The following is a 21,392-nucleotide window of genomic DNA, read 5'->3' as shown; positions in this document are numbered from 1 at the left end:
TTTTATCGATATTGGGCTAAATAATCAGCAAAACTGACGCTGCTATCTTGCTCGAGTTGCTGTTGTTGCTGCAATGACTTTTGTGACATTTTTTCAAAATAAGCCAGTGTTTCCGGGCTAAGCTGATGTGCTTCATAAACACTGCTATGTTGCTGAGCGAGATGCTGGCCAAAGTGCCACATACTGCCTTGAGTGCGTGTATCGCCCACCACCAGGGCAGATAAAGTCGCATCAACTTCATCGACCCGGATCTGCATCATCTTCATGGCATTGCTATACAGATCGGTTGCATAGGTCTGATTGAGCAGCTCGGCCAGAGGTTGCATGCGTTGCAGATGCATGGCACACCAGTCTTCAATCGGATAGCATTGACCATCTGCCAGAATTGCAGCATTCGGCGCACGGCCACGATTTACCACTTCGGTCTGATTCTGCTCAATGATCTCCTGCTCCTCACCGAAAAGTGCTGGACTGTCCTGCAATAAACAATACAAGGCCACCACTTCCAGGAAGCCGGCGGTGTCTTCATTGATGCCAATCGGGCTATATGGATTGACATCGACTGCCCGCAGCTCGACATAGGCAATCCCGCGATTTTCCAGGGCTTGAGATGGGGTTTCACCCTCTTGTGGCACCTGCTTCGGACGTACCAGACTATAATATTCATTTTCGATTTGCAGCACATGATCATTGATCTGAGTCGGCTGGCCATCTGCTGCATTCAGTCCAAGACGACTAAAGGGTTTATACGGCGTTTTGACTGCTTTTTGCAGTCCTTCTAGATAGTCTTGCAAGTTATTATAGTGAATGCCGAGCTGTTTCTGGGCTGAGTTCTGGTAGCCAAATCGTCCCATACGCAATGCTGTCGCATAAGGGGTATACAGGGTGCCTTTTACCAAGGGCAATAGATGATGATCACGACCGGTCATAAAGCACTGGCAGACTGCCGGACTGGCACCGACCAGGAACATCACCAGTGGGGTCAGACGAATAAAGTTACGGATCAGCCCCATATAGCGGTGGCTGCGATAATCCTGCAGGCTTAAGTCCTTGAGTGCTTCATCCTGCTCCTGCTGCTGTAAGGCTTCGAACAGATGATCCGGGAAAGACAGGTTATAATGCACCCCTGAAATGGTCTGCATACGGCGACCATAACGCACCCCCAAGCCATGACGATACAAGGTTTTAAATAAGCCGATATTCGAGCTGCCATACTGCGCCAACGGAATACTTTCATCGCGGCTATCCAGCATGCAGGGCATCGACATCGGCCAGAGTTTTTCCTCATTTTCCAGATGACGATGCACAATCGCGTGAATATCAGTGAGATAGTCCAAGGCTTTTTTGATCGTGTCCTGCGGCGGCGTAATGAACTCCATTAAGGCTTCAGAATAGTCTGTGGTGATATGTGGATGAGTCAAGGCTGAACCCAAGGCACGCGGATGCCCTGCCTGTGACAGGAAACCATCACTCTGCATACGTAAGCTTTCACGCTCAATACCACGCAGCATGCCTTTGATGAGTGACGACTCTACCCAGGTCGGTAACACATTTGGGGAAGTCGGTTCAGGTTGACTCATTACAATCTCGCTTAAAGGGGCTAAACTATTAAATTAAAATCATCAGTTTAATCAGTATAACGTGATTTCTGGCCGGCACATGATAGGCTGTCTAGTTTTCAGGCAAACTATTGATTTTTAATTTGGCAATTTTTTAACACAAACTTCCCCTATAAGACATGTGAAATTTGTGATTTTATAATTAAATGAGCAGAGGCAAACAATAAAGCATATGAATTATCAAGATTTTTTAGACTTCTGGTTTTCCCCGGCCGCAGAACCGAACTGGTTTGTTAAAAGCGCAGCCTTTGATGCCTTACTGGCTGAAAAGTTTAGCGTCTTGCATCGGCAGGCTGCACAAGGCGAATTATGGACCTGGCGAGAAGCGCCAGCAGGCCGGGTGGCCGAAATCATTATCCTGGATCAGTTATCCCGTAATTTATATCGCAATGATCCACGTGCTTTTGCTCAAGATGGTATGGCTTTGGTCCTGGCGCAGGAAATGATCCAGCTAAAACTCGATCAAGCGCTTGATCCAGTCTACCGCCGTTTTTTATACATGCCCTTTATGCACAGTGAGTCAGCACGTATCCATGAAGTGGCATTGCAACTGTTTGAAGCGCTGGATAATCCAACTGTGTTGGACTATGAGCTAAGACATAAAGTGATTATTGACCGTTTCGGACGTTATCCGCATCGAAACCAGCTTTTAGGCCGGGAATCGACAGCGGAAGAATTAACTTTCCTGACCCAGCCAGACAGTAGTTTTTAAGAGTTTTTAAGCTCCGCTGTCTGGACTGGATCATTGCATCAGGAGATCGAACATGAAATATACCCTCTGCGGGCTGGCTCTCATTGCGGTACTGGGTCTGAGTGGCTGTGCAACGACACCCTCAAAGCCTTTAAGCTTTGATCAGTTAGGTCAATACAGTACCACGCCACTCAACAACAACACCTATCGGATTGGGTTTCAGGCCCGGCCCAATATGAGCTTTGGCACGGCTGAGGAAATTACCCTGCTCAAAGCCGCGCAGACCACTGTGCAAAATGGCTTTCAGTTCTTTAGAGTGCTGAATGATCCAAGTAATCGTACCCAGCAACCGCCACGTCAGGCGATCGTCTATCCGGCACCGAGCTATTATCCATATGGTTATTACCGTCGCTATCCGGGGTTCTGGCCAGACCCGTTCTATGACCGTCCTTATACTGTCACCCTGGATCCTGCTCAGGTGGCCTATACCATTGAATGCTTTAAAGCCGGTCAGGCACCTAGCGATGCTTTCGATGCGCGCTTGATTTTACAGTCACTTGGGACTAAATATGGTCTAAGTCCATCCGGCGCAGTGCTGCAACCGCAACCGGCCAATCCCTCTTGACAGGATGATCTATGCAGACAGAGAGTATCTCACCGAACTTACAACGCAGTAAACGTTTTGCGACCATCGCGCTGGTGGTCGCGGTACTGATCTGGTTGGCACTCATGCTTGCTGCCAAGCTGCTGCCCGAATATGTCTGGCTGATTCATATCCTGATGCTCTCTGCAGAAGCCGGTGTGGTCGGTGGTCTGGCTGACTGGTATGCGATTACCGTACTGTTCCGTAATCCTTTTGGCCGCTTGCCGATCCCGAAATTTTTACGTGACCATACCGAAATCATTCCCCGCAACAAGGCCCGTATTGCAGAGTCAATGGGCCGTTTTGTGCAGGAAAATTTTCTCTCTCCGCAAATTGTACAGCGCAGTCTGGCCAGTACCGACCTGAGTCTGGCCGCGGGGCGCTGGCTGGCCAATCCGCAAAATAATGTGCAAGTGACTCAGGTCATTCAGCAAACCGTGCCTAAAGTTTTCGAATTTGTCGGGCAGGAACAGATTGCCGGATTTATCCAGAATAATAGCGTGCAATGGGTCAAGAACACCCAGATCAATACCCTGGCCAGCGAGATGCTGCGCGCCGTACTCGAAAATGATTTTCATCAGGATGTACTGCAACGCGGCCTAGACGTGGTACATGCCTGGATGAGCTCACATCCTGAAGAAACCCGGGAACTGACCCGCAACCTGTTCAAGGAAATGGGAGTCTGGAAACTGGCCAAAGGCGCGAGCTGGATTGGAATTGATGTACAGCAACGCAGTATTGATTCTGTCATTCAGAGGGTTGAAGCGATGCTGGCCGACCCGGATCATCCTTGGCGGCTTAAAATTGAGGAAACTGGACATCACTGGATGTTGCAACTGGCCGACAACCACAGTGAAGCCAGCCAGCGTCTGAATGAAACCAAGGATGCCTTGCTCGATAGCCCGCAGGTGCTGAATTTTATCAGTGGTGCCGTGGTGATTTTATGTGATGCCATTAAAGAGGATTTGCAAAAACCGGATTCCGGTATTGCCGAGAATCTCAGAATTGCGATTCAGCAGGTCGGAGAAAATATTATCTCGAATGCTTCGGTACGTGAGCTGCTGAATAAACGTCTTAGCGGGATCGCGGTGGATCTGAGTGATCAGTACAGTGAAAAAGTGATTCGTTTCATTAGCGAGCGCATTCACGAATGGGATTCGAGCGAGATGATTGACAAGATTGAAAATGAAGTTGGCGGCGACCTGCATATGATCCGGGTCAATGGGGTCGTGGTGGGTGCCTGTATCGGTCTGGTGCTCGGGATCATCCGGGCGGCGGTAGAGCATTTAATTTAAAGATGACACTATTCGCCCCATAGAGCCCGACTTTTAAAATGCCCAAGAATTGACTCTAGCCAGATCAAATTTAAAAAATGATCATTTGGGTGGCTGAGATCCGGACATATCGACCAATAGCCCAGTGAATTTGCGCACGAACGGCAATAAGGTCACCACAATCGGAAAAGCAATCGCCCAGGAAATCATCCAGTTATGAAACCAGAGTGCCATAAATCCATCAATCCAGCCAAGATTGCGCAGCATATTGATCATGGAAATGATGCCACTCATCAGGCAGGACAGGATAAAAGGCACAATAATCAATGCCCATTTTGCAGGAAGTTTAGGAATATGACCGATAATGGTCGGACGTTGTGATGCAGCCACGACATGCTCTTTTTACTGTTTTCAGATGACTAATATAAGCCAAATTCTGTACGGTGAAGCATTGTTTTTTTCATCTGAAGTGTTGAGCTGAAAACTGATTTTATTTTCATGGGATTAATCTGTTTATTTTCCCTTTCTTTAGTCAAAAACTTCTGACGAAGTGACCCTCTACTTTTTATTCCCTAGAAATGCTTTTACCTAAACAGCCGGAAATTTGCTATATTTGCTGTTTTTCTGCGATCTCTATTTTCGACTGATTATGAACACGGCAATCCAAGCAGCTCTAGAACATGCAGTGCAATCCCTTCAAGCTGAAGGTGTCCTCCCATCTGACTGGAAAAACAGCAGTAGTTTGACGCGTACCAAAGACCGAACACACGGTGATTTCGCCTCAAATATCGCGATGATTGCCTCTAAAGCTGCGGGTATGAAGCCGCGTGATTTAGCAGAAAAAATGCTTGCTGTTCTTCCTGAAGTGGCAGATATCAGCAAAGCGGAAATCGCAGGTCCTGGTTTTATTAACTTCTTCCTCAATGCAGACCAGCGCTTTGTGGTACTCGATCAAATTCAAGCACAGCAAGATGCTTATGGTCGCACCCAGGTCAATGCGGACAAACGCATTCAGGTTGAATTTGTCTCTGCCAATCCGACCTCTAGTCTGCACGTGGGTCATGGTCGTGGTGCCGCGTATGGCATGACCGTTGCCAATCTTTTAGAGGCGACTGGTGCCAAAGTAGATCGCGAATACTATGTCAATGATGCTGGCCGTCAAATGGACATTCTGGCCACTTCAACTTACCTGCGTTATTTAGAGTTAAATGGTCAGGAACTGGTCTTCCCGAAAAATGCTTACCAAGGCGACTATGTCAAAGAAATCGCGCAAAGCATTATTGACCAGGATGGCGATGCTTATGTCCGCCCGGTTGCGGATGTGTATAAAGATGTACCGGAAGATGTGCAATTCGCTGCTGAACTGGATGCAGATGGCAACAAAGTGGTGGTGTCTGGCGACAAAGAAAAGCACATTGATGGTTTGATCTTTAATTCTCAGGCATTGATTGGTACAGGCTATCGTGTCTTCCTACAGGCAGCACTCAAAGCGATTCTGGATGATATTAAAGATGACCTGGGCGAATTTGGTGTCACTTTCAACCAATGGTTCAGCGAAGAATCATTAACCGACAAAATTGAAGAAGCCTTACAGACCTTAGATCAACGTGGTTTCCTGTACGAAAAAGATGGCAATATCTGGTTCAAGTCGACTGAATTTGGTGATGAAAAAGACCGTGTGGTGAAACGCCGTAATGGCCAGACCACCTACTTTGCCTCTGACATTGCCTATCACCTGAATAAATTACAACGTGGCTATACCGATATTATTGATATCTGGGGTTCCGATCACCACGGTTATATCGCACGTGTGAAAGCAGCGATTGATGCGATGGGCTATGACTCGAAGAAATTAACGGTGCTTCTGGTTCAGTTTGTCAGCCTGTGGCGCGGTGGCGAGATGGTACAAATGTCATCTCGTTCAGGTCAGTTCGTGACCTTGCGTGATCTGCGCAAAGAAGTCGGCAACGATGCTGCACGTTTCTACTATGTGATGCGTAAATCTGAACAACACATCGATTTCGATCTAGACTTAGCGGTGTCGCAAAGCAAAGACAACGCTGTATATTACATCCAGTATGCGCATGCCCGAATCTGCCGTATGTTAGAAAAAGCGGCCTCTACAGGCGTGAATTTTGACGCTGCGGCAGCGCGTACTCTGGCGGCCCGACTCGAGCTGGATGCTGAAACTGAAGTTCTGGCTAAACTGGCTGCCTATCCAGAAATTCTGGTGCGTGCTGCAAACAGCCATGAGCCACATCAAATCGGCAACTACCTGAAAGAGCTGGCAGCCTTGTTCCACGGCTGGTACAACGACAATAAAGTACTCGGTGATGATGCTGAACTGACTCAGGCGCGCTTACTGTTATCAGTGAACGTACGTCAGGTATTGCGTAATGGCTTAGAACTTTTAGGTGTGTCTGCGCCTGAGAGCATGTAAGCAAAGCACCGCTTTGCATGCTCGCAAGGCGAAAGCTTCGCTTGAGTAAGCATGTATAGATTGTTTTGCATGCTCGCAAGACAAAAGCTCTACTCGAGGCCACAACGAAAACTGTTGTTTTAGCTGTTCAAAAAATACCTGGCTAGATTCTGCCAGCTATTTGAAAAATAGCTCAAGTATAAATCTGGTGTGCAGTTTGATCTAAATAATGACATTTGGATCTTAATCACATAGGATGAAATAATAGTCAGGCATAACCACTGTTATGCCTTTTCTATGAGGCAACCCCATATAGAGGAAATCCCAAGTGTTTGGAAAAACGCAACGCGGTGTATCTGAAAGACCGAATAAGCCTAAAAAGCCACTGATTCCGACCTGGCTCGGCACACTCGTGATCATTTTAATCGTGTTGAGTTTTTTAATGGCACTGATGTTGTGGAAGCCATGGGAACCGGTTAAGCCTAAAACTCAAACGACTGCAGCATCTGTCCAGGAAGAAGACACCAATAAGGATTACCGTTTTTACGATTTGTTGCCACAACAACAAGTAACTCCGATTCCTGAACAGGCGGTACCTGAAGCTAAAAGACAGGATACTGTGGTGATTGTAGAAGCACCTCGACCTGAAGTTCCTGAAGCTGCAGCAAGCACTGAACCTGGCTTAGAAGTCAGCGAAGCACCGGTTACAGCTCCGGTCAGCTATATTCTGCAAGTACGCAGCTTTGATGATCCGGATCAGGCCGATGCCCGCCGTGCGGAAATTATTCTGAATGGCCTGTCTGCTGATGTGGTCAGAAGCGTAGAAAATGGCAAAGTCTGGTATCGCGTGGTCTCAGGCCCTTATGACTCGGCTGATGCGGCACTGATTGCCCAGCAGACCTTGCAACACAGTGGCATTGATTCGATTGTGGTGAAACGCTAAAGATTTAAATGAGAAAAAGCGCCTGATGGCGCTTTTTTTGTATCCTTCCCCCTTTGGAAAAGGGTGAGGAGCATTGCTCCGCAAGGGAGGATTTATATCATTCAGGATTAATCCCCCTCGATCCCCCTTTGAAAAAGGGGGAGGATACAAGAGGCTAAAATCTTTAAACCGTATGCCCCAATGCTTCACCCATATTCACCAAAGAATTGGCCTTGAACGCGGCATCCCACTGCATTTTATGTTCTTCAAATAAAATCACTGCAGTTGAACCAAGGTAGAACCGGCCCAGTTCCGCACCTTTTTCCAGGAACAGATCATGCTGGTTTAACTCGATCCGACCAGAAGGTTTAACCTTGCCAGTAGCCACCGTTTCAATACCAGCCACAATCATTGCACCCACCAAGACCACGGCCATACGGCCAATTTCAGTATCAAACAGGCAGACCATGCGTTCATTGCGGGCAAACAGACCCGGAATGTTTTCTGCCGTGACCTGATTGACCGAGAACAGTTCCCCCGGTACATATAAAGTTTCAGTCAAAGTCCCTGCAAATGGCATATGCACACGGTGATAATCACGTGGTGACAAATATACTGTCGCAAATTCACCATTCTTGAAGGGTTCAGCCAGTTGCGGGTCAGCAATCAGCGCTTCTACAGTAAATTTTTGACCTTTGGCCTGAAACACATCGCCATTTTCAATTTTACCCAGCTGGGAGATCGCCCCATCCGCAGGTGAAACAATGCTGCTGGCATCTGGATCAACTGCACGAATCCCTTGTTTCAGGGCACGGGTAAAGAATTCATTAAATGATTTGAATTTCAAGGCATTGGCCTGTTCAGCAATCGACATATCAATGCCGTACTGTGCCTTAAAGGCAGTAATTACAGCCGTTTTGATAATCGGGTTTTCGCTGGCAGCAATTTTGCCGACCACACGAGACAGGCGATGTTGCGGTACTAATCGTTGAGCTTTAATAAAAAACTGTTGTTTTAAACGTGATGTGATGCTCAAGATGGCACCTCCCCTGTAGCGATTGGACTATTGAGGCGATTGCCCCATTCACTCCACGCACCATCATAGGCTCGAATTTTCCAGCCCAGTAAACGGCCCAGAATATAGGCCAAACCTGAGCGATGATGGGACTGGCAATACACCACAACCGGCTGAGTCAAATCAAAGCCCAGTTGTTCCAGACGCTGCTGAGTACGTGGTAAAGGCTGCAATTTTAAATGATTTTGCCGGTTAAGGGCAGTACTCCATTCAAAATGACGTGCTCCCGGAATATGACCGCCGCGGCGCGCTGCCAGACGCAGGCCAGTATATTCATCTTCAGTGCGGCAATCCCACAGTTGAACTTTTTCATTTTCAATGAGCTGGTGTAATTCATCATAGCCAATCTGAAACTCTGATTTTTGCTCGAGATTGACAGGAACTAAATGACTCACCGGGCTAAATATTTCCTGATCGGACGAGGTTGGCAAACCTGCACCTAGCCAGGCATGAATCCCGCCATTCAATAGGCTGGTATTTTTAAAACCCAGACAATGCAGATTCCAGAGTAGACGCCCAGCCCACGCCCCACCCTCATCATCATAGGCCACCACATGATGCTCAGGCGAAATATTCAGATAAGCAATGAGGGCCTGCAAGCCTTCTACATCCGGCAATAGCCCCATCGTATGCTCTTCCTGACGAACCAGCAGCTTGGGTTGTAAATGCAGAGCATGTGGAATATGCAACTGCTCATACACAGAAGCCCGGCTGAGGTCGACAATACGAAGTTTTTCATGGCCCAAATAGGGAACTAAATCTTCTGCCTCGATCAGCAGACCAAAATTAAAAGCTGAAGCTGTCATCGTTATCATGGCTATGATGGGTCAAATTGTTTTGATCTTAGCACAGCTCATTTTTACACTTATGCGGTTTCTTTTAAGATGATTAGCAGGATTTTAGATAAGTCATGCTAAAAAGCCATCTTGTATAAAAAAAACCGCCCCTGTAACGAAGCGGTTTTTAAAATTACTCATGTCTAAAATGTGCTTAAGCAGGTTCAGTGATCTCGAAAACCTGACGCAAATAAGCCAGGAAAGTATCATTATCGGTCATGGTTTTGCCCGGGCTGTCTGAAATTTTTGCCACCGACTGACGGTTACATTCCACCAGTTTCAATACGATATTTAAGGGGGTTTGGCCCATGTCGTTGGTCAGGTTGGTGCCAATCCCGAAACTGACCTGAAAACGGTCTTTAAAGTATTGATGCAGTTTCCAGGCTTTTTCCAGATTCAGACCATCACTGAAGGTCAGCATTTTGGTTTTGCTGTCAATTTTCAGTTTTTTATAATGTGCATAGGCCTTGTCGCCCCAAACATAGGGATCGCCACTGTCATGACGCAGGCCATCAAACAGTTTGGCAAAATACAGGTCAAAATCACGCAGGAAAGCATCCATACCGACCACATCGGTCAGGGCAATGCCTAAATCACCACGATATTCCTGTACCCAGGTTTCCAGTGCAGATTTCTGGAAATTACGCAGACGCACGTCAAGCGCCTGAAATGCTTGCAGGAATTCATGCGCCATGGTACCAATCGGGGTAATTCCCAGCTCTTTGGCCAATAACACATTACTGGTACCACGGAAGACATGTGGTGCAGCCTTGTTGAATTCTTCTACCACATGCTTTTGCCATTCGAAACTATAACGGCGACGTGTCCCAAAATCCGACACTAAAAATGGCGGATCATGTGGATGTTGCGATGCATCGTATTCTTTTAATAATTGTATTTTTGCCTGTAAACGGCGCTCACCTTCAGCCAGCACTTCAGGACTACGGATCCGGCTAAAATACAGTTCATTGACAATTGCCAGTACGAAGATTTCAAACATCATCGCCTGAACCATCGGGCCTTCAACTTTAATGTCTAAACGACCTTCGCTATCGATACTGGCCTGAATAAAACGGCGTTTCAGTTGAAACAGTTCCAGATAATCGACGAAATCGCTCTTGATAAAACGCAGACTTCTTAAATATTGCAACTCGTCTTCTTTAAAGTTGAGCTGACACAACAGATCAAGTTGATGATTGAGATCATCCAGAATATCCGTCAGTGGATAGACTGTATCTTCCAGATTACGACAACGAAAATGGTAGACACTATGCGTTTGCGGAAACTTGTGTAATACCACTTGTAACATGGTGAATTTGTACAAGTCAGTATCTAACAGGGAACGGATAATTGGAGCCATAACTAAGGAAATATCGCTGTGCTTATCTCAACATTAAAGCATAAAATTTTATGCAATATTGCAGGATTTACGTACAGCTAGCTGAATTCGCGACAAAAGTATCAGAGTATAAGGGGTTTTATTTCGGCAACTGGCCTGGGATTTTCCCCTGTTCCTGAATGATTTTCTGCAGCTGTTTTTCCTGACCAATCACCTTGGCAAATTCGGCTGTGGTCTTTTGCCCGGTCTGCTTGGCTTGGGCATCACAGTCGACCTGACGCAGCTGTTTGGCAATCGCAAGTTCCATTTTAAACAGTGCCCCCATCAATGCGGTATTGCCTTTATTGTCGCGGGCGCAGCGATCAGCACCATGATTGAGCAAGGTCGTCACAATAGTTTGATGACCATAATAGGTCGCCATCATCAGTGGGGTAAAACCGGCACTATTGCGTACATCAACCGGAAAACCATACTTGAGAAATTCATGAATCACTTCGTCATTGCCGGTTTTGGCTGCGGCAAAAAACAATGCAACTAATTCCTGTTGTGAGCTCATCTGAATATTGTCCACAGTTTTAGCAGGGGAGATCTCCTTGGCGGTGGCCACGTTTGCGAATATGGAACCTATCGCAAGAATACTGGCTAAAACTGCATGCTGCATAGCTTTCATGATGAACTCCAACAGAAATCAAATAGAAACATGAATCGAAAATGATTCTATTCAGATTAGATAAGATGAGTAAAACGGAGTGCCTGTAGAACTCCCCCTAGGGTGCAGGAAAGGTTTGGAGTTCTACAGGACTTTGCGGAGGTGAATTCTTAAACCCTAGTCACCAATCCTGATCGACCAATCGAAATCAGTCTTTGAGTTGTGCTGCTTTGGCTTTGACCGTTGCGATGTTGCCCTTCACCGCTTTGGTCATACGTGTACCGTAGTCGGCATCTGCCTTGTAGAAATAAGACAACATGATGTGCTTGGTTTCTGAATCTTTTACTGCACCTAAGTCCGCAGCCAGGTTCATAATCAGGTCATCTTTCTCTTTGGCAGTATACGAGCGGTACAGCTCACCTGCCTGCTTGAAGTTCTGCTCTTTCACACCGATTTGCTGTACATGACCCGATAATGGTGTTTGTACCGCACGTGCTTTTGCAGTTGCAGCTTTTGGCTCTTTGCGGCTTGGCTCATAGTTCACATCCGAGTCACGCTCAGATACGTTCATATAACCTTCCTGGTTGTTGTTATTTACAGCAACCACTGGACGGTTCACCGGAAGTTGCTGGTGATTCACACCCAGACGATACATTTGCGTATCTGAGTAAGAGAAGATACGGCCTTGTAGCAGACGGTCTTCCGATGGCTCAATACCCGGAACCAGATTACCTGGTGCAAATGCCGACTGTTCAGTCTCATTGAAGAAATTCTTTGGCATGCGGTTCAGGGTCAATGTCCCCACTTTCACTTCTGGAACTAAGTCAGTTGGCCAGATCTTGGTGGGATCAAGTGGATCAAAATCAAACTTGCCGAGATCTTTTGGATCCAGTACCTGGATATACAGATCCCATTTCGGGAAGTTGCCGGCATAAATGTTGTTATAAAGATCATTGGTCAAGTGATTGAAGTCTTTGCCCTGTTGCACGGCAGCTTCTTTCACATTCAAACCCTTCACGCCTTGTTGCGAGCGGAAGTTGAATTTCACATATTTGTATTCGCCCTTGTCGTTATATAGCTTGTAAGCATGTACACCGAAACCATCCTGTTCGCGGTAGCTGGTAGGCACACCTTGTTTGCCGTACACATAAGTCAGCATGTTGGTAGCCCATGGCTGGCTCGAAAGGAAGTCAAATACACGGTTGGCATCTTGTACGTTTGTCACCGGGCTTGGCTTCATTGCATGAATGAAGTCCGGGAATTTGATCGCATCACGGATGAAGAATACCGGTGTCTGGTTACCGACCAGATCCCAATTCCCTTCTTGAGTATAGAACTTGATCGCGAAACCGTGTGGGTCACGTAGGGTTTCCGGTGAACCTTTACCATGAATTACCGTAGACATACGGACAAAAACTGGAGTCTTAGTACCGGTCTTGAATAGAGAAGCAATTGTTAAGTCAGACAGGTCTTTAGTTGCAACGAATTCACCATAAGCCCCTGTACCACGCGCATGTACCACACGCTCCGGAATACGCTCACGACCAAAACGTTGTAGTTTTTGTACCAATTGAACGTCTTGAAGCAAGACTGAACCATTTGGGCCTGCTGTGATTGAGTTCTGGTTATCACCGACTGGCGCGCCATTGTCTTTAGTTAGAGGAGCAGCTTGTGTGGCTGTGACAGTTGCAAGCATTGCAACCAGTAATGAACGCTTAAACATTTCTAAATCTCTCAATTTATTACCTTTCCTGCAGGTGCTAAGATATATAAAAACTAAAAATTGTTAAAACAGATTATTTTTATCACTTCAATCGTTTTAATGAATTTATAAAAATTAATCAATTGATTTTCAAATATTTAAAACTCATAAAAATTAGCATCTGATACTGCTTCAGGTTTTATTCTTGTTACAATCACGCCCATCTATCGTTATCAGTCAATATGTAAAATGCGTGCCTTATTACAAAGAGTTTTAGAAGCTAAAGTCGTGGTCGAGGGTGAAACCACGGGCGAAATAAATAAAGGAATTCTGGTTTTTCTGGGTCTGAGCAAGGACGACAATCTGGAAAAAGGTAAAAAGCTGATTGATAAGATATTGAAATACCGATTCTTTGATGATGAACAAGGTAAGATGGGCTGGAATGTCAGTCAGGCCAATGGCGGTTTGTTACTGGTTTCGCAATTTACCCTGATGGCGCAAACCCAAAAAGGTTTACGTCCAGATTTTGGCCCTGCCATGCCACCTGCTGCTGCAAAAGAGCTGTATGAGCAACTGGTTGACTATGCAAAGTCACAATTTGAACATGTACAAACTGGTATTTTTGCAGCGGATATGAAAGTACATTTGGTCAATGATGGGCCGGTGACCTTTAATTTAGAAGTTGAATAGCGACATTATTTTCCACATTAAAAAGCCCTCAGATTCAGTAATCGAGATCAGGCAGGAAACTGTCTGGTTTTTTATTATTGTTATTCATAATGATATGGGGTAGCTGGAAACCTCATCCCCAACGGTCTGGGGCATCAGGTGTATTGTACCGCAAGATTAGAAAATAATTGTTTCTGCAAAAGATTTAAAAAATTAAGGAGCTTAGATCTAAACTCCCTAACTGACTGGCATTACCCAGATTGAAACTGGCTGAATCCTGCCCTCAGCCCTCCTTGAAAAAGGAGAGGAAGTCAGGAGCAGAGTTTTATTTACCCGTTTTTTCTTTAATAAACGCCCGGGCAAATTTAATTTTTTCTTTGACCGGTTTGGGCAATTTGGGTGGAATCATCTTCGCCACCTGGTTAAACCAGACCAGCAGGCCAAAGTCACCTTCCATTTTGATGGTGCCACTTTGCATACCCGTCATGAATGCTGTCGGGTCACCTTTGACCAAGGTCTTTACACCCTGTTCACTATCAGCAAACTGCAATACAAAATCTGCTTTCTCTGCATCACCTGAAACCGTCTCAATCTGGCCATTATTGACAATGATCTGACGTGCCATACCTTCATCTGTGCCAATCTGGATCCGGAATTGACGCTCATGTACCAGTTCAATAAATTTTGGGCTGGTACGTGCCAATTGCTTCATACGTAAAGCCAGACCCGCGACCAACAAGTCCAGTGGATCTGTACTCATATCAATAAGAGGAAGTTTTAACACAGGAATGGACGACAGTTTCATGGAGGATGCCTATTCTAATTGTACGAAAATTGACAAATATCCTAGCATAATTCTTGGCTAGGTTGATTAAGCAGTTTGTATCATATTTCTAAGCTAAAAAATGCACCCGTGGGTGCATTTTTTCTTTGCGATTTGTAGACTTAACGGCTCGAAAGCTGCTGCTGATCATCTTCATAGACTGGCGTATGTTCGATACAACGGCGTTTTGCCAAGGCACGCTCTGCACGACGGTCTTCACGCAATAATAAGAAAGTGACCACCATCATGACTGCTGTCAATGCACTCAGATAACTATAGGTCATTGGCAGATCAAACCAGGCTTGTGTGCCTACACGAATCATCTCAATCAAGCCCCAGACCAACATCCCGGCTGCCATAAAACTCAACCAGCGACGATAAGGCGAGAAGAACACAGCAACTACAGCTGCAGCGACTAAACTGAAGCCCACGATCGTTGCTAAATTCGCTGTTACCATATAAACCCCTCCATCCAAATAGATAGTTTGCCTGTTTGATATTGCAACGGTTCTATCTATTGAATTTCGTTCAATCAATAAAATGGAATCTGTTGATTTGTATCTCTATGCCTGCATTATGCTGAGTTTTTTGCATAAAAAAAGTCCTGTGATCTGGTCTCACGACATACTTTGTCGCGATATTATATTGTCATTACATTTTTTGCTTTTGGCATTTTTGTGGATCAATGACTGCGTCAATGTTGGCGTGTCATTACAAAATTATCAGGGCTGTTATTGACTGAAAAAATTATTTTTCCGTTTAAGATGATCGATGTTTTTATAGTCAATCTTCTCTGCTGGCTTGGTCACCTTAGTACAAAGGCAATCAAAAAACGCGACCCTGAGGTCGCGTTTATTCTATCAAAAATAGTGTTTATGCCTGATTCAGGTCTTTATCGTGTACCCCGAGCAGATACAGCACCCCATCCAGACCGACACTGGAAATCGCCTGCGTGGCATTTTGACGCACCAGTGGCTTGGCACGGAAAGCCACACCGAGTCCTGCAATCGATAACATTGGCAAGTCATTGGCACCATCACCGACTGCAATGGTCTGTTCCAGGGAAATTCCCATCTCTTTGGCAATTTCGCCAAGCAATAAAGCTTTACGCGCGCCATCGACAATATGACCTTTGACTTCACCCGTGACTACACCATCCTGAACATCAAGCGCATTGGCATGCACTTCATCAATATCCAGTTTGCCTTGCAAATATTCGGCAAAGTACTGAAAACCACCCGACAGAATTGCAGTACGGTAACCCAATGCTTTCAAAGTTGAAATCAGGCGTTCAGCACCCTCGGTAATGGTCAGGCGCTCGGCAATTTTCGGCAGTACCGATGCATCCATGCCTTTCAATAAAGCCACACGGGCACGGAAACTGGCCTGAAAATCAAGTTCACCCTGCATGGCGCGTTCGGTGATTTCAGCAACCTGCGCACCGACCCCTGCTTCAATCGCCAGTTCATCAATCACTTCCTGTTCGATCAGGGTCGAGTCCATATCAAAGCAGACCAGACGGCGGTTACGGCGATAGGCATTGTCTTCCTGAACCGCAACATCGACATTCAGTTCACTGGACAAACGCAAACAGGCAGCACGCATGGCTGCGGCATCCAGCATTTGTCCTTTTAAACCAAATTCGATACAGGCACGTTTCGGACCGGTACTGCTGCCATCCAGGGCCGGACGGCCAGACAGACGGGTTACGGTTTCAATATTAAAACCCTGAGCCGAGACAATCTGGGTCACGGCCTGCAAATGAGAGGCATTTAATTCAGGGGCCAATGCCGTTACGATATAACGTGTGCGCCCACCCTCTTTGACCCACTGATCATATTCAGTCGCAGAGATCGGTTTAAAGCGCACAGTTAACCCGATATCATGTGCTAGAATCAGGATTTCCTTCATGGCTAATGCTGTCGCCGTTTGGTCATCAGACGCTACAACAATACCTAAGGTTAACTGATTATGAATAACCGCTTGCCCCACATCTAAAATCTGTAGGGAATGGGCGGACAAAACCTGCATTAATCGTGTAAATTGATTAGGCTGGTCAGGTCCTAAAAATGATATAAGAATGATTTCTCGCATGAATTGACTCGGGTCTGAGCTACAACTATTGTTAGAATCATAATCGAAATTGAACAGAATTGCCTTGGAAGTTTACGTTGAATGCGCCTAGACAAGGGCTATTTGCTAGCCTATTGATTGTAAGTTTTGCTCTGCATACCTTTTTACTGGTATTGGCAACCACTCACCAACTGAATGAAAACCGCACCAGTCAGGGGCAGCTGATCACCAGTCAACTGGTGACAGACAGCCTGTCCGAGCTGGAACCCGCCAATCGTGTTTCTCTGGCTTTGCTGGCAAATCGTTATGCGACCAACCCGAGTGTGGCTTCGATTCGAATTCTGGATGCGAAAGGTCAGGTTTTAGCCACCGGTGGACTGACCAAAACTCGTGATGGTGAAGTTTTTGTCCGTGATGCACTGCAAAACGAGAAAAAAGTCGGTCTGATTGAAATCACCCTGATTGAGCCAAGTATGGGTGAAATTCTGCGGACGCAATGGCTGGCGATTCTGTTCTCTTTCATTATTCATGCTTTGATTTGGGTGGCGTACCGCGCGATCGCGCGTCCTAGCCGAACCGAATATCTGGCACGCATTAACAATGAATCCCGTTTAAAATTCGAGATTCAGACCCTGACCCAAGCTCTGGAACAGGAAAAGCACAATGCTGCGCTGGCCATTGCCCAAGCCCAGCAGGCAGTAAAAAATAAAGCCAAAGAAAAAGAACATAAGCCAGCTGTACTGGAAAGCGATAGCCTGAGCTTGAATATCCAGTTCTATGATCCAAAACAGTTACTCGATAGCGTGAATAAAACCGTATCGGTGCCTTATTTCAACCTGTGTCAGATTTTCCTGAATAAAGCCACTGAACTCTGTGTGCAGCGCTACAAACTGAATGGCAGTGATATTAGTACTGTGCATAAATTTGATGAAAAAGGTGCCACTATCAGCATTGCGGCAGACAAACCGAATGCCTTGGCTTGCCTGACCATGATCAGTGCCGTGTTCCAGCTGCTTTCGGAAGTCCTGTATAAACGCTATCGTGAAGAAAAACGTTTTGTGCTGCAAACCCGCAGCGCGATTGCCTCTAAAGTCGAGGAGATGCAGCTCAGCTCGGTACAGGCCGCTGAGCGCCTGACTCAGCATCTGGTCGCGAAAGAAAGTGCCTTACATGTACCGAACACCTTGCTGAAAGATGTAAGCGACCACTTCCAGCTGGTCAGCATGCCAAATCCAACCAATGTCCTGACCCGTCATGCTTTTGTGGTGAATGGAATGGATGCTGAAAGCGCCGAGCTGGCACAGACTTTTAGAACCGAAATTCTAAAATCCAAACAGTCCAAAGCCTCATAAATATCCCTGAATGTTTCAATTAAAAAAGCCGGATCCAACATCCGGCTTTTTTATGGATATAAAAAAAATACGCCAGCGTATCTTGGCCTACCCCTTAAATTTTTAATTGTTTTTGTTCCAGCAGATATTGCTGGGCATTATAAGGCTGGGCCGGATCCTGACAGGGGACCTTATGCCACTGACCATCGGCATCTAGCTCCCATGCATTTTGACAATCTTTTAAATAGCTGATCAGGCCATCTTTATAAATCCGTTTTTTCAGCGCTGGATCCAGCACCGGGAAACAGGTTTCAACTCTGGAAAACAGGTTGCGCCCCATCCAGTCTGCACTGGCACAATACAGTTTCTTGGCGCCGCCATGCTCAAAATAATAGACCCGGGTATGTTCCAGAAAACGTCCTACGATTGAACGTACCTGAATATTTTCTGACATGTTGGTGACTTGTGGAATCAGGCAGCAGATTGAACGCACAATGAGGTCAATTTTCACCCCGGCCTGCGAAGCCTGATATAGGACAGCAATCAATTGCGGTTCGGTAAGCGCATTCACTTTGATGATGATATGCGCGGCTTTTCCAGCCAGGGCAAATGCCTTTTCCTGGTCAATCAGTTTCAGCAATTCACTATGCAGGGTAAACGGCGCATGCAGCAAGGCTTTCAGTTTGGCCATTTTTCCCATACCGGTCAGTTCCTGGAACATGCGGTGCACATCTTCACAGATATCCAGCTGTGTGGTCATCAGGCCATAATCGGTGTACATGCGGGCATTCCCGGCATGATAGTTTCCAGTGCCCAAATGTGCATAACGCAGTAATTCCTGGTTTTCACGGCGGACAATCAGAATCATTTTGGCATGGGTTTTATAACCGACGATGCCATACACCACCACCGCCCCCGCTTCTTGCAGGATATTTGCCACCATAATATTGGATTCTTCATCGAAACGCGCCCGCAGTTCAATCACGGCCGTGACTTCCTTGCCATTTCGTGCGGCTTCTGCCAGCACCTGAACAATTTCCGAGTCCGGACCACTACGGTACAGGGTCTGCTTGATCGCTAGCACCGCCGGATCCTTAGCCGCTTCGCGCAGTAAAGTAATCACCGGCTGGAATGAATCAAAAGGATGATGCAGTAGCACATCCTGCGCCTTCAAAATTTCAAAAATGCTTTTCTGTTTACGGAAAATTTTCGGAATGACCGGACTAAAATGCGGATACTTTAATTCCGGACGCTCAAAGCTGGTACTCAGGCGGGACAAATTGATCGGCCCATCAATCCGGTACAGTTCCTGTTCCGTCAGATCAAATTCATCCAGCAAATAATTGATGATGTTCTGAGGAGAGTCATTTTCAATTTCCAGACGTACCGCACGACCAAAGCGGCGCGAACACAGTTCGTCTTTTAAAGCCACTGCCAGATCATCAACATCTTCCGACAGTACCAGATCGGCATTGCGGGTGACCCGAAAGGCATAACATCCGGTCGCTTTCATGCCCGGGAACAAATCACTGATATGCTGCTGGATGATCGCAGTCAGAAAAATCTGGGTAGCATTGTTTCCGGCAACGTCTTCCGGAATTTTAATCAGGCACGGTAAAGAACGGGGTGCTGGCACAATTGCCATCTCGATTTCACGGCCAAAGGCATCTTTACCTTCCAAGCTGATAATAAAGTTCAGACTTTTATTCACCAAACGTGGAAAAGGATGTGAAGGATCCAGACTGATCGGGGTCAGTACCGGTTGCACTTCTTTGGCAAAAAAGGCTGCAATCCAGGCCTTGTGTTTTTCCAGAAGATCCTGATATTGAAGAAACTGAATCCCCTGCGCCTGAAGTTCAGGCAAAATTGCATGATTCAGTACCTCATACTGTTTGTTAACTGTGGCATGAATGGACTGGGACAGTTCTTGTAGAATCAGCTCGGTAGGTACAGCATCAGGCGTCCGGGTAGTCGCATTCAGGTCTTGCTGTTTCATCAGCCCGGCAATCCTGATTTCAAAGAACTCATCCAGGTTACGGGAAAAAATAATCAGGAAGTTTAAGCGCTCTAAAATCGGTAAATTCGAATCGAGTGCTTGTGCCAAGACACGACGCTGAAATTCAAATAAGGAAAGTTCCCGATTAAAATAGGTCGCTGACGAATGCTGAAATTGTTCCATGCCCTCTCAATGCTGTTGATCACAGTCTGTTGTTTCACATCATTGAGGGGCGATCTTAGGCAGACTTCATGACACTTATGTTACAAAGCTTGATAAATCCATATAAATTAATATTCTAACTTTTTCACATTATAAAAAATCATGCTCTGGTTGGTTGTGTGCTGTCATCAAATTGCAATTAGGTGTCTGTTTTTTCAGTTTGTCTGGCAGCCCAATAAGTGGCTAGTGCTGGTCCTGAAATATTATGCCACAGACTGAAAATGGCACTTGGTAAAGCGGTCATTGGAGATGCAGCAAAATGGGTCGCAGCCAAAGCCACCCCCAGACCAGAATTCTGCATCCCCACTTCAATGGATACTGCACGACAGTCTATTTCTGCCAAGTGAAATATACGGCTGGCCCAATAACCCAGTAAATAGCCCATACCATTGTGTAAAGCCACGATCCCTAAAATCATTAACCCGGATTCCAGAATCTGGGTTTTGCTGCCGGCAATAATCGCCGCGACAATTGCCACAATTGCAATCACAGAAATCAACGGCATCACCTGAATATAGGCCGTGACTTTTTGCTTGAGTAGCGCCCGTACGATTAAGCCCAGAATAATCGGGAATAACACCACCTGTAAGATCGACACCAGCATCGACCAAGCATTGATCTCAATCCACTGACTGGCCAACACATAGAAAATGGCCGGAGTTAGAATGGGGGCCAGTAACGTAGAAACCGAGGTACAGGCAACAGACAAGGCAGTATTGCCCTTGGCCATATAGGTAATCACATTGGATGCCGTTCCACCCGGGCAGCAACCCACCAAGATCACCCCGATCGCAATCTCCGGTGGCAGCTGAAACAGCTTGCACAGTAGAAAAGCCAAACCTGGCATTACCATGAACTGGGCGACGACACCAATTGCTACCGCTTTCGGACTTTGCAGGACACTTTTAAAATCGCCTAACGTCATGGTCATGCCCATGCCGAACATAATGATGCCCAACATCCAAGGAATATAAGCCCGTAACCAGACAAAAGCTTCAGGGATCATCAAGGCAATGCCGGAAAAAAGTACGACCCATAAAGCAAAGGTTTTTTGGACAAATTGGCTAAACTGGAGCAAGGCTGACATGGGTTTCATCTAGGTGACATTA

At 46.2% G+C, this 21,392-nt stretch carries 19 protein-coding genes; 7 read left to right on the top strand and 12 right to left on the bottom strand.

All coding sequences use genetic code 11. The features are described from left to right. Positions 1-2 precede the first annotated feature (2 nt). A complete protein-coding gene (gene gshA, locus FTV29_RS00305) occupies positions 3-1,580 on the bottom strand; it encodes a glutamate--cysteine ligase (RefSeq protein ID WP_180074933.1) in 1,578 nt (525 codons plus the stop codon). 211 nt (positions 1,581-1,791) lie between these two features. Between gshA and FTV29_RS00300 the strand changes: the two genes are divergently transcribed. Genes FTV29_RS00300 through FTV29_RS00290 form a run of 3 tightly spaced genes read left to right on the top strand, consistent with a single transcriptional unit; the run spans position 1,792 to position 4,248 of the window. Beyond that, complete coding sequence (locus FTV29_RS00300) at positions 1,792-2,331, top strand: DUF924 family protein (protein ID WP_180001032.1); 540 nt, start codon at positions 1,792-1,794, stop codon at positions 2,329-2,331. Positions 2,332-2,383: 52 nt separating this feature from the next. Then, positions 2,384-2,935, top strand: a complete 552-nt coding sequence (locus FTV29_RS00295; protein WP_180074932.1) for a hypothetical protein — start codon at positions 2,384-2,386, stop codon at positions 2,933-2,935. 11 nt (positions 2,936-2,946) lie between these two features. Continuing rightward, entirely contained in the window at positions 2,947-4,248 is a 1,302-nt protein-coding gene (locus FTV29_RS00290; protein ID WP_180074931.1) for a DUF445 domain-containing protein, read from the top strand. 81 nt (positions 4,249-4,329) lie between these two features. Here the strand turns inward: FTV29_RS00290 and FTV29_RS00285 are convergent, their stop codons facing one another. Then, complete coding sequence (locus tag FTV29_RS00285) at positions 4,330-4,617, bottom strand: DUF2798 domain-containing protein (protein WP_044108798.1); 288 nt, start codon at positions 4,615-4,617, stop codon at positions 4,330-4,332. Positions 4,618-4,876: 259 nt separating this feature from the next. Between FTV29_RS00285 and argS the strand changes: the two genes are divergently transcribed. Together argS and FTV29_RS00275 are read left to right on the top strand one after the other, a co-directional pair. Then, on the top strand, positions 4,877-6,667 hold the full coding sequence (gene argS / locus FTV29_RS00280; RefSeq protein WP_005173319.1) for an arginine--tRNA ligase: 1,791 nt from the start codon (positions 4,877-4,879) through the stop codon (positions 6,665-6,667). A gap of 307 nt (positions 6,668-6,974) precedes the next feature. Then, a complete protein-coding gene (locus tag FTV29_RS00275) occupies positions 6,975-7,589 on the top strand; it encodes an SPOR domain-containing protein (protein ID WP_074383835.1) in 615 nt (204 codons plus the stop codon). A 163-nt stretch (positions 7,590-7,752) separates the two neighbouring features. Here FTV29_RS00275 and asd read toward each other — a convergent pair whose 3' ends face one another. The 5 genes from asd to FTV29_RS00250 form a co-directional block, all read right to left on the bottom strand. After that, on the bottom strand, positions 7,753-8,604 hold the full coding sequence (asd, locus tag FTV29_RS00270) for an archaetidylserine decarboxylase (protein WP_005173321.1): 852 nt from the start codon (positions 8,602-8,604) through the stop codon (positions 7,753-7,755). After that, on the bottom strand, positions 8,601-9,449 hold the full coding sequence (locus tag FTV29_RS00265) for a sulfurtransferase (protein ID WP_180074930.1): 849 nt from the start codon (positions 9,447-9,449) through the stop codon (positions 8,601-8,603). The genes asd and FTV29_RS00265 overlap by 4 nt, the downstream gene beginning before the upstream one ends. A gap of 184 nt (positions 9,450-9,633) precedes the next feature. Continuing rightward, positions 9,634-10,839, bottom strand: a complete 1,206-nt coding sequence (gene pncB, locus FTV29_RS00260; protein ID WP_074383833.1) for a nicotinate phosphoribosyltransferase — start codon at positions 10,837-10,839, stop codon at positions 9,634-9,636. 118 nt (positions 10,840-10,957) lie between these two features. Then, complete coding sequence (locus FTV29_RS00255) at positions 10,958-11,488, bottom strand: ankyrin repeat domain-containing protein (RefSeq protein ID WP_180074929.1); 531 nt, start codon at positions 11,486-11,488, stop codon at positions 10,958-10,960. Positions 11,489-11,675: 187 nt separating this feature from the next. Continuing rightward, positions 11,676-13,190 (bottom strand): catalase, encoded by a 1,515-nt coding sequence (locus FTV29_RS00250; protein ID WP_179999544.1) that lies wholly within the window; start codon positions 13,188-13,190, stop codon positions 11,676-11,678. 228 nt (positions 13,191-13,418) lie between these two features. Here FTV29_RS00250 and dtd point away from each other — a divergent pair, with 228 nt between their 5' ends. After that, positions 13,419-13,859: a D-aminoacyl-tRNA deacylase gene (gene dtd, locus FTV29_RS00245; protein ID WP_180074928.1), complete on the top strand. Its 441-nt coding sequence runs from the start codon at positions 13,419-13,421 to the stop codon at positions 13,857-13,859. Between the two features lie 304 nt (positions 13,860-14,163). Here dtd and FTV29_RS00240 read toward each other — a convergent pair whose 3' ends face one another. From FTV29_RS00240 to serB, 3 genes are all read right to left on the bottom strand, one after another. Then, a complete protein-coding gene (locus tag FTV29_RS00240; protein ID WP_005173328.1) occupies positions 14,164-14,643 on the bottom strand; it encodes an SCP2 sterol-binding domain-containing protein in 480 nt (159 codons plus the stop codon). A 140-nt stretch (positions 14,644-14,783) separates the two neighbouring features. After that, positions 14,784-15,119 (bottom strand): ciprofloxacin tolerance protein AciT, encoded by a 336-nt coding sequence (aciT, locus tag FTV29_RS00235; protein ID WP_074383829.1) that lies wholly within the window; start codon positions 15,117-15,119, stop codon positions 14,784-14,786. A 415-nt stretch (positions 15,120-15,534) separates the two neighbouring features. Then, a complete protein-coding gene (serB, locus tag FTV29_RS00230; protein WP_074383828.1) occupies positions 15,535-16,755 on the bottom strand; it encodes a phosphoserine phosphatase SerB in 1,221 nt (406 codons plus the stop codon). A gap of 77 nt (positions 16,756-16,832) precedes the next feature. Between serB and FTV29_RS00225 the strand changes: the two genes are divergently transcribed. Beyond that, the gene (locus FTV29_RS00225) at positions 16,833-18,086 is read left to right on the top strand and encodes a hypothetical protein (protein WP_180040741.1); all 1,254 of its coding nucleotides are present in this window, start codon (positions 16,833-16,835) and stop codon (positions 18,084-18,086) included. Between the two features lie 94 nt (positions 18,087-18,180). Here FTV29_RS00225 and ppk1 read toward each other — a convergent pair whose 3' ends face one another. Both ppk1 and FTV29_RS00215 read right to left on the bottom strand, forming a co-directional pair. Beyond that, positions 18,181-20,244, bottom strand: a complete 2,064-nt coding sequence (gene ppk1, locus FTV29_RS00220) for a polyphosphate kinase 1 (protein WP_180074927.1) — start codon at positions 20,242-20,244, stop codon at positions 18,181-18,183. A gap of 178 nt (positions 20,245-20,422) precedes the next feature. Further along, positions 20,423-21,370, bottom strand: a complete 948-nt coding sequence (locus tag FTV29_RS00215; RefSeq protein ID WP_180040729.1) for a bile acid:sodium symporter family protein — start codon at positions 21,368-21,370, stop codon at positions 20,423-20,425. Between the last annotated feature and the right edge of the window lie 22 nt (positions 21,371-21,392).

This window comes from Acinetobacter sp. YH12254 (assembly GCF_013417415.1).
Classification (GTDB): domain Bacteria; phylum Pseudomonadota; class Gammaproteobacteria; order Pseudomonadales; family Moraxellaceae; genus Acinetobacter; species Acinetobacter pseudolwoffii.
This window is presented reverse-complemented; position numbering and strand designations above follow the sequence as displayed.

Excerpts from the sequence above, each read along its gene's own strand:
- gshA (WP_180074933.1), bottom strand. The coding sequence starts at position 1,580 with ATGAGTCAACCTGAACCGACTTCCCCAAATGTGTTACCGACCTGGGTA.
- FTV29_RS00215 (WP_180040729.1), bottom strand. The coding sequence starts at position 21,370 with ATGTCAGCCTTGCTCCAGTTTAGCCAATTTGTCCAAAAAACCTTTGCT.
- serB (WP_074383828.1), bottom strand. The coding sequence starts at position 16,755 with ATGCGAGAAATCATTCTTATATCATTTTTAGGACCTGACCAGCCTAAT.
- FTV29_RS00250 (WP_179999544.1), bottom strand. The coding sequence starts at position 13,190 with ATGTTTAAGCGTTCATTACTGGTTGCAATGCTTGCAACTGTCACAGCC.
- FTV29_RS00290 (WP_180074931.1), top strand. The coding sequence starts at position 2,947 with ATGCAGACAGAGAGTATCTCACCGAACTTACAACGCAGTAAACGTTTT.
- FTV29_RS00265 (WP_180074930.1), bottom strand. The coding sequence starts at position 9,449 with ATGACAGCTTCAGCTTTTAATTTTGGTCTGCTGATCGAGGCAGAAGAT.
- FTV29_RS00300 (WP_180001032.1), top strand. The coding sequence starts at position 1,792 with ATGAATTATCAAGATTTTTTAGACTTCTGGTTTTCCCCGGCCGCAGAA.
- ppk1 (WP_180074927.1), bottom strand. The coding sequence starts at position 20,244 with ATGGAACAATTTCAGCATTCGTCAGCGACCTATTTTAATCGGGAACTT.
- pncB (WP_074383833.1), bottom strand. The coding sequence starts at position 10,839 with ATGGCTCCAATTATCCGTTCCCTGTTAGATACTGACTTGTACAAATTC.
- FTV29_RS00240 (WP_005173328.1), bottom strand. The coding sequence starts at position 14,643 with ATGAAACTGTCGTCCATTCCTGTGTTAAAACTTCCTCTTATTGATATG.
- dtd (WP_180074928.1), top strand. The coding sequence starts at position 13,419 with ATGCGTGCCTTATTACAAAGAGTTTTAGAAGCTAAAGTCGTGGTCGAG.
- FTV29_RS00255 (WP_180074929.1), bottom strand. The coding sequence starts at position 11,488 with ATGAAAGCTATGCAGCATGCAGTTTTAGCCAGTATTCTTGCGATAGGT.
- argS (WP_005173319.1), top strand. The coding sequence starts at position 4,877 with ATGAACACGGCAATCCAAGCAGCTCTAGAACATGCAGTGCAATCCCTT.
- aciT (WP_074383829.1), bottom strand. The coding sequence starts at position 15,119 with ATGGTAACAGCGAATTTAGCAACGATCGTGGGCTTCAGTTTAGTCGCT.
- FTV29_RS00295 (WP_180074932.1), top strand. The coding sequence starts at position 2,384 with ATGAAATATACCCTCTGCGGGCTGGCTCTCATTGCGGTACTGGGTCTG.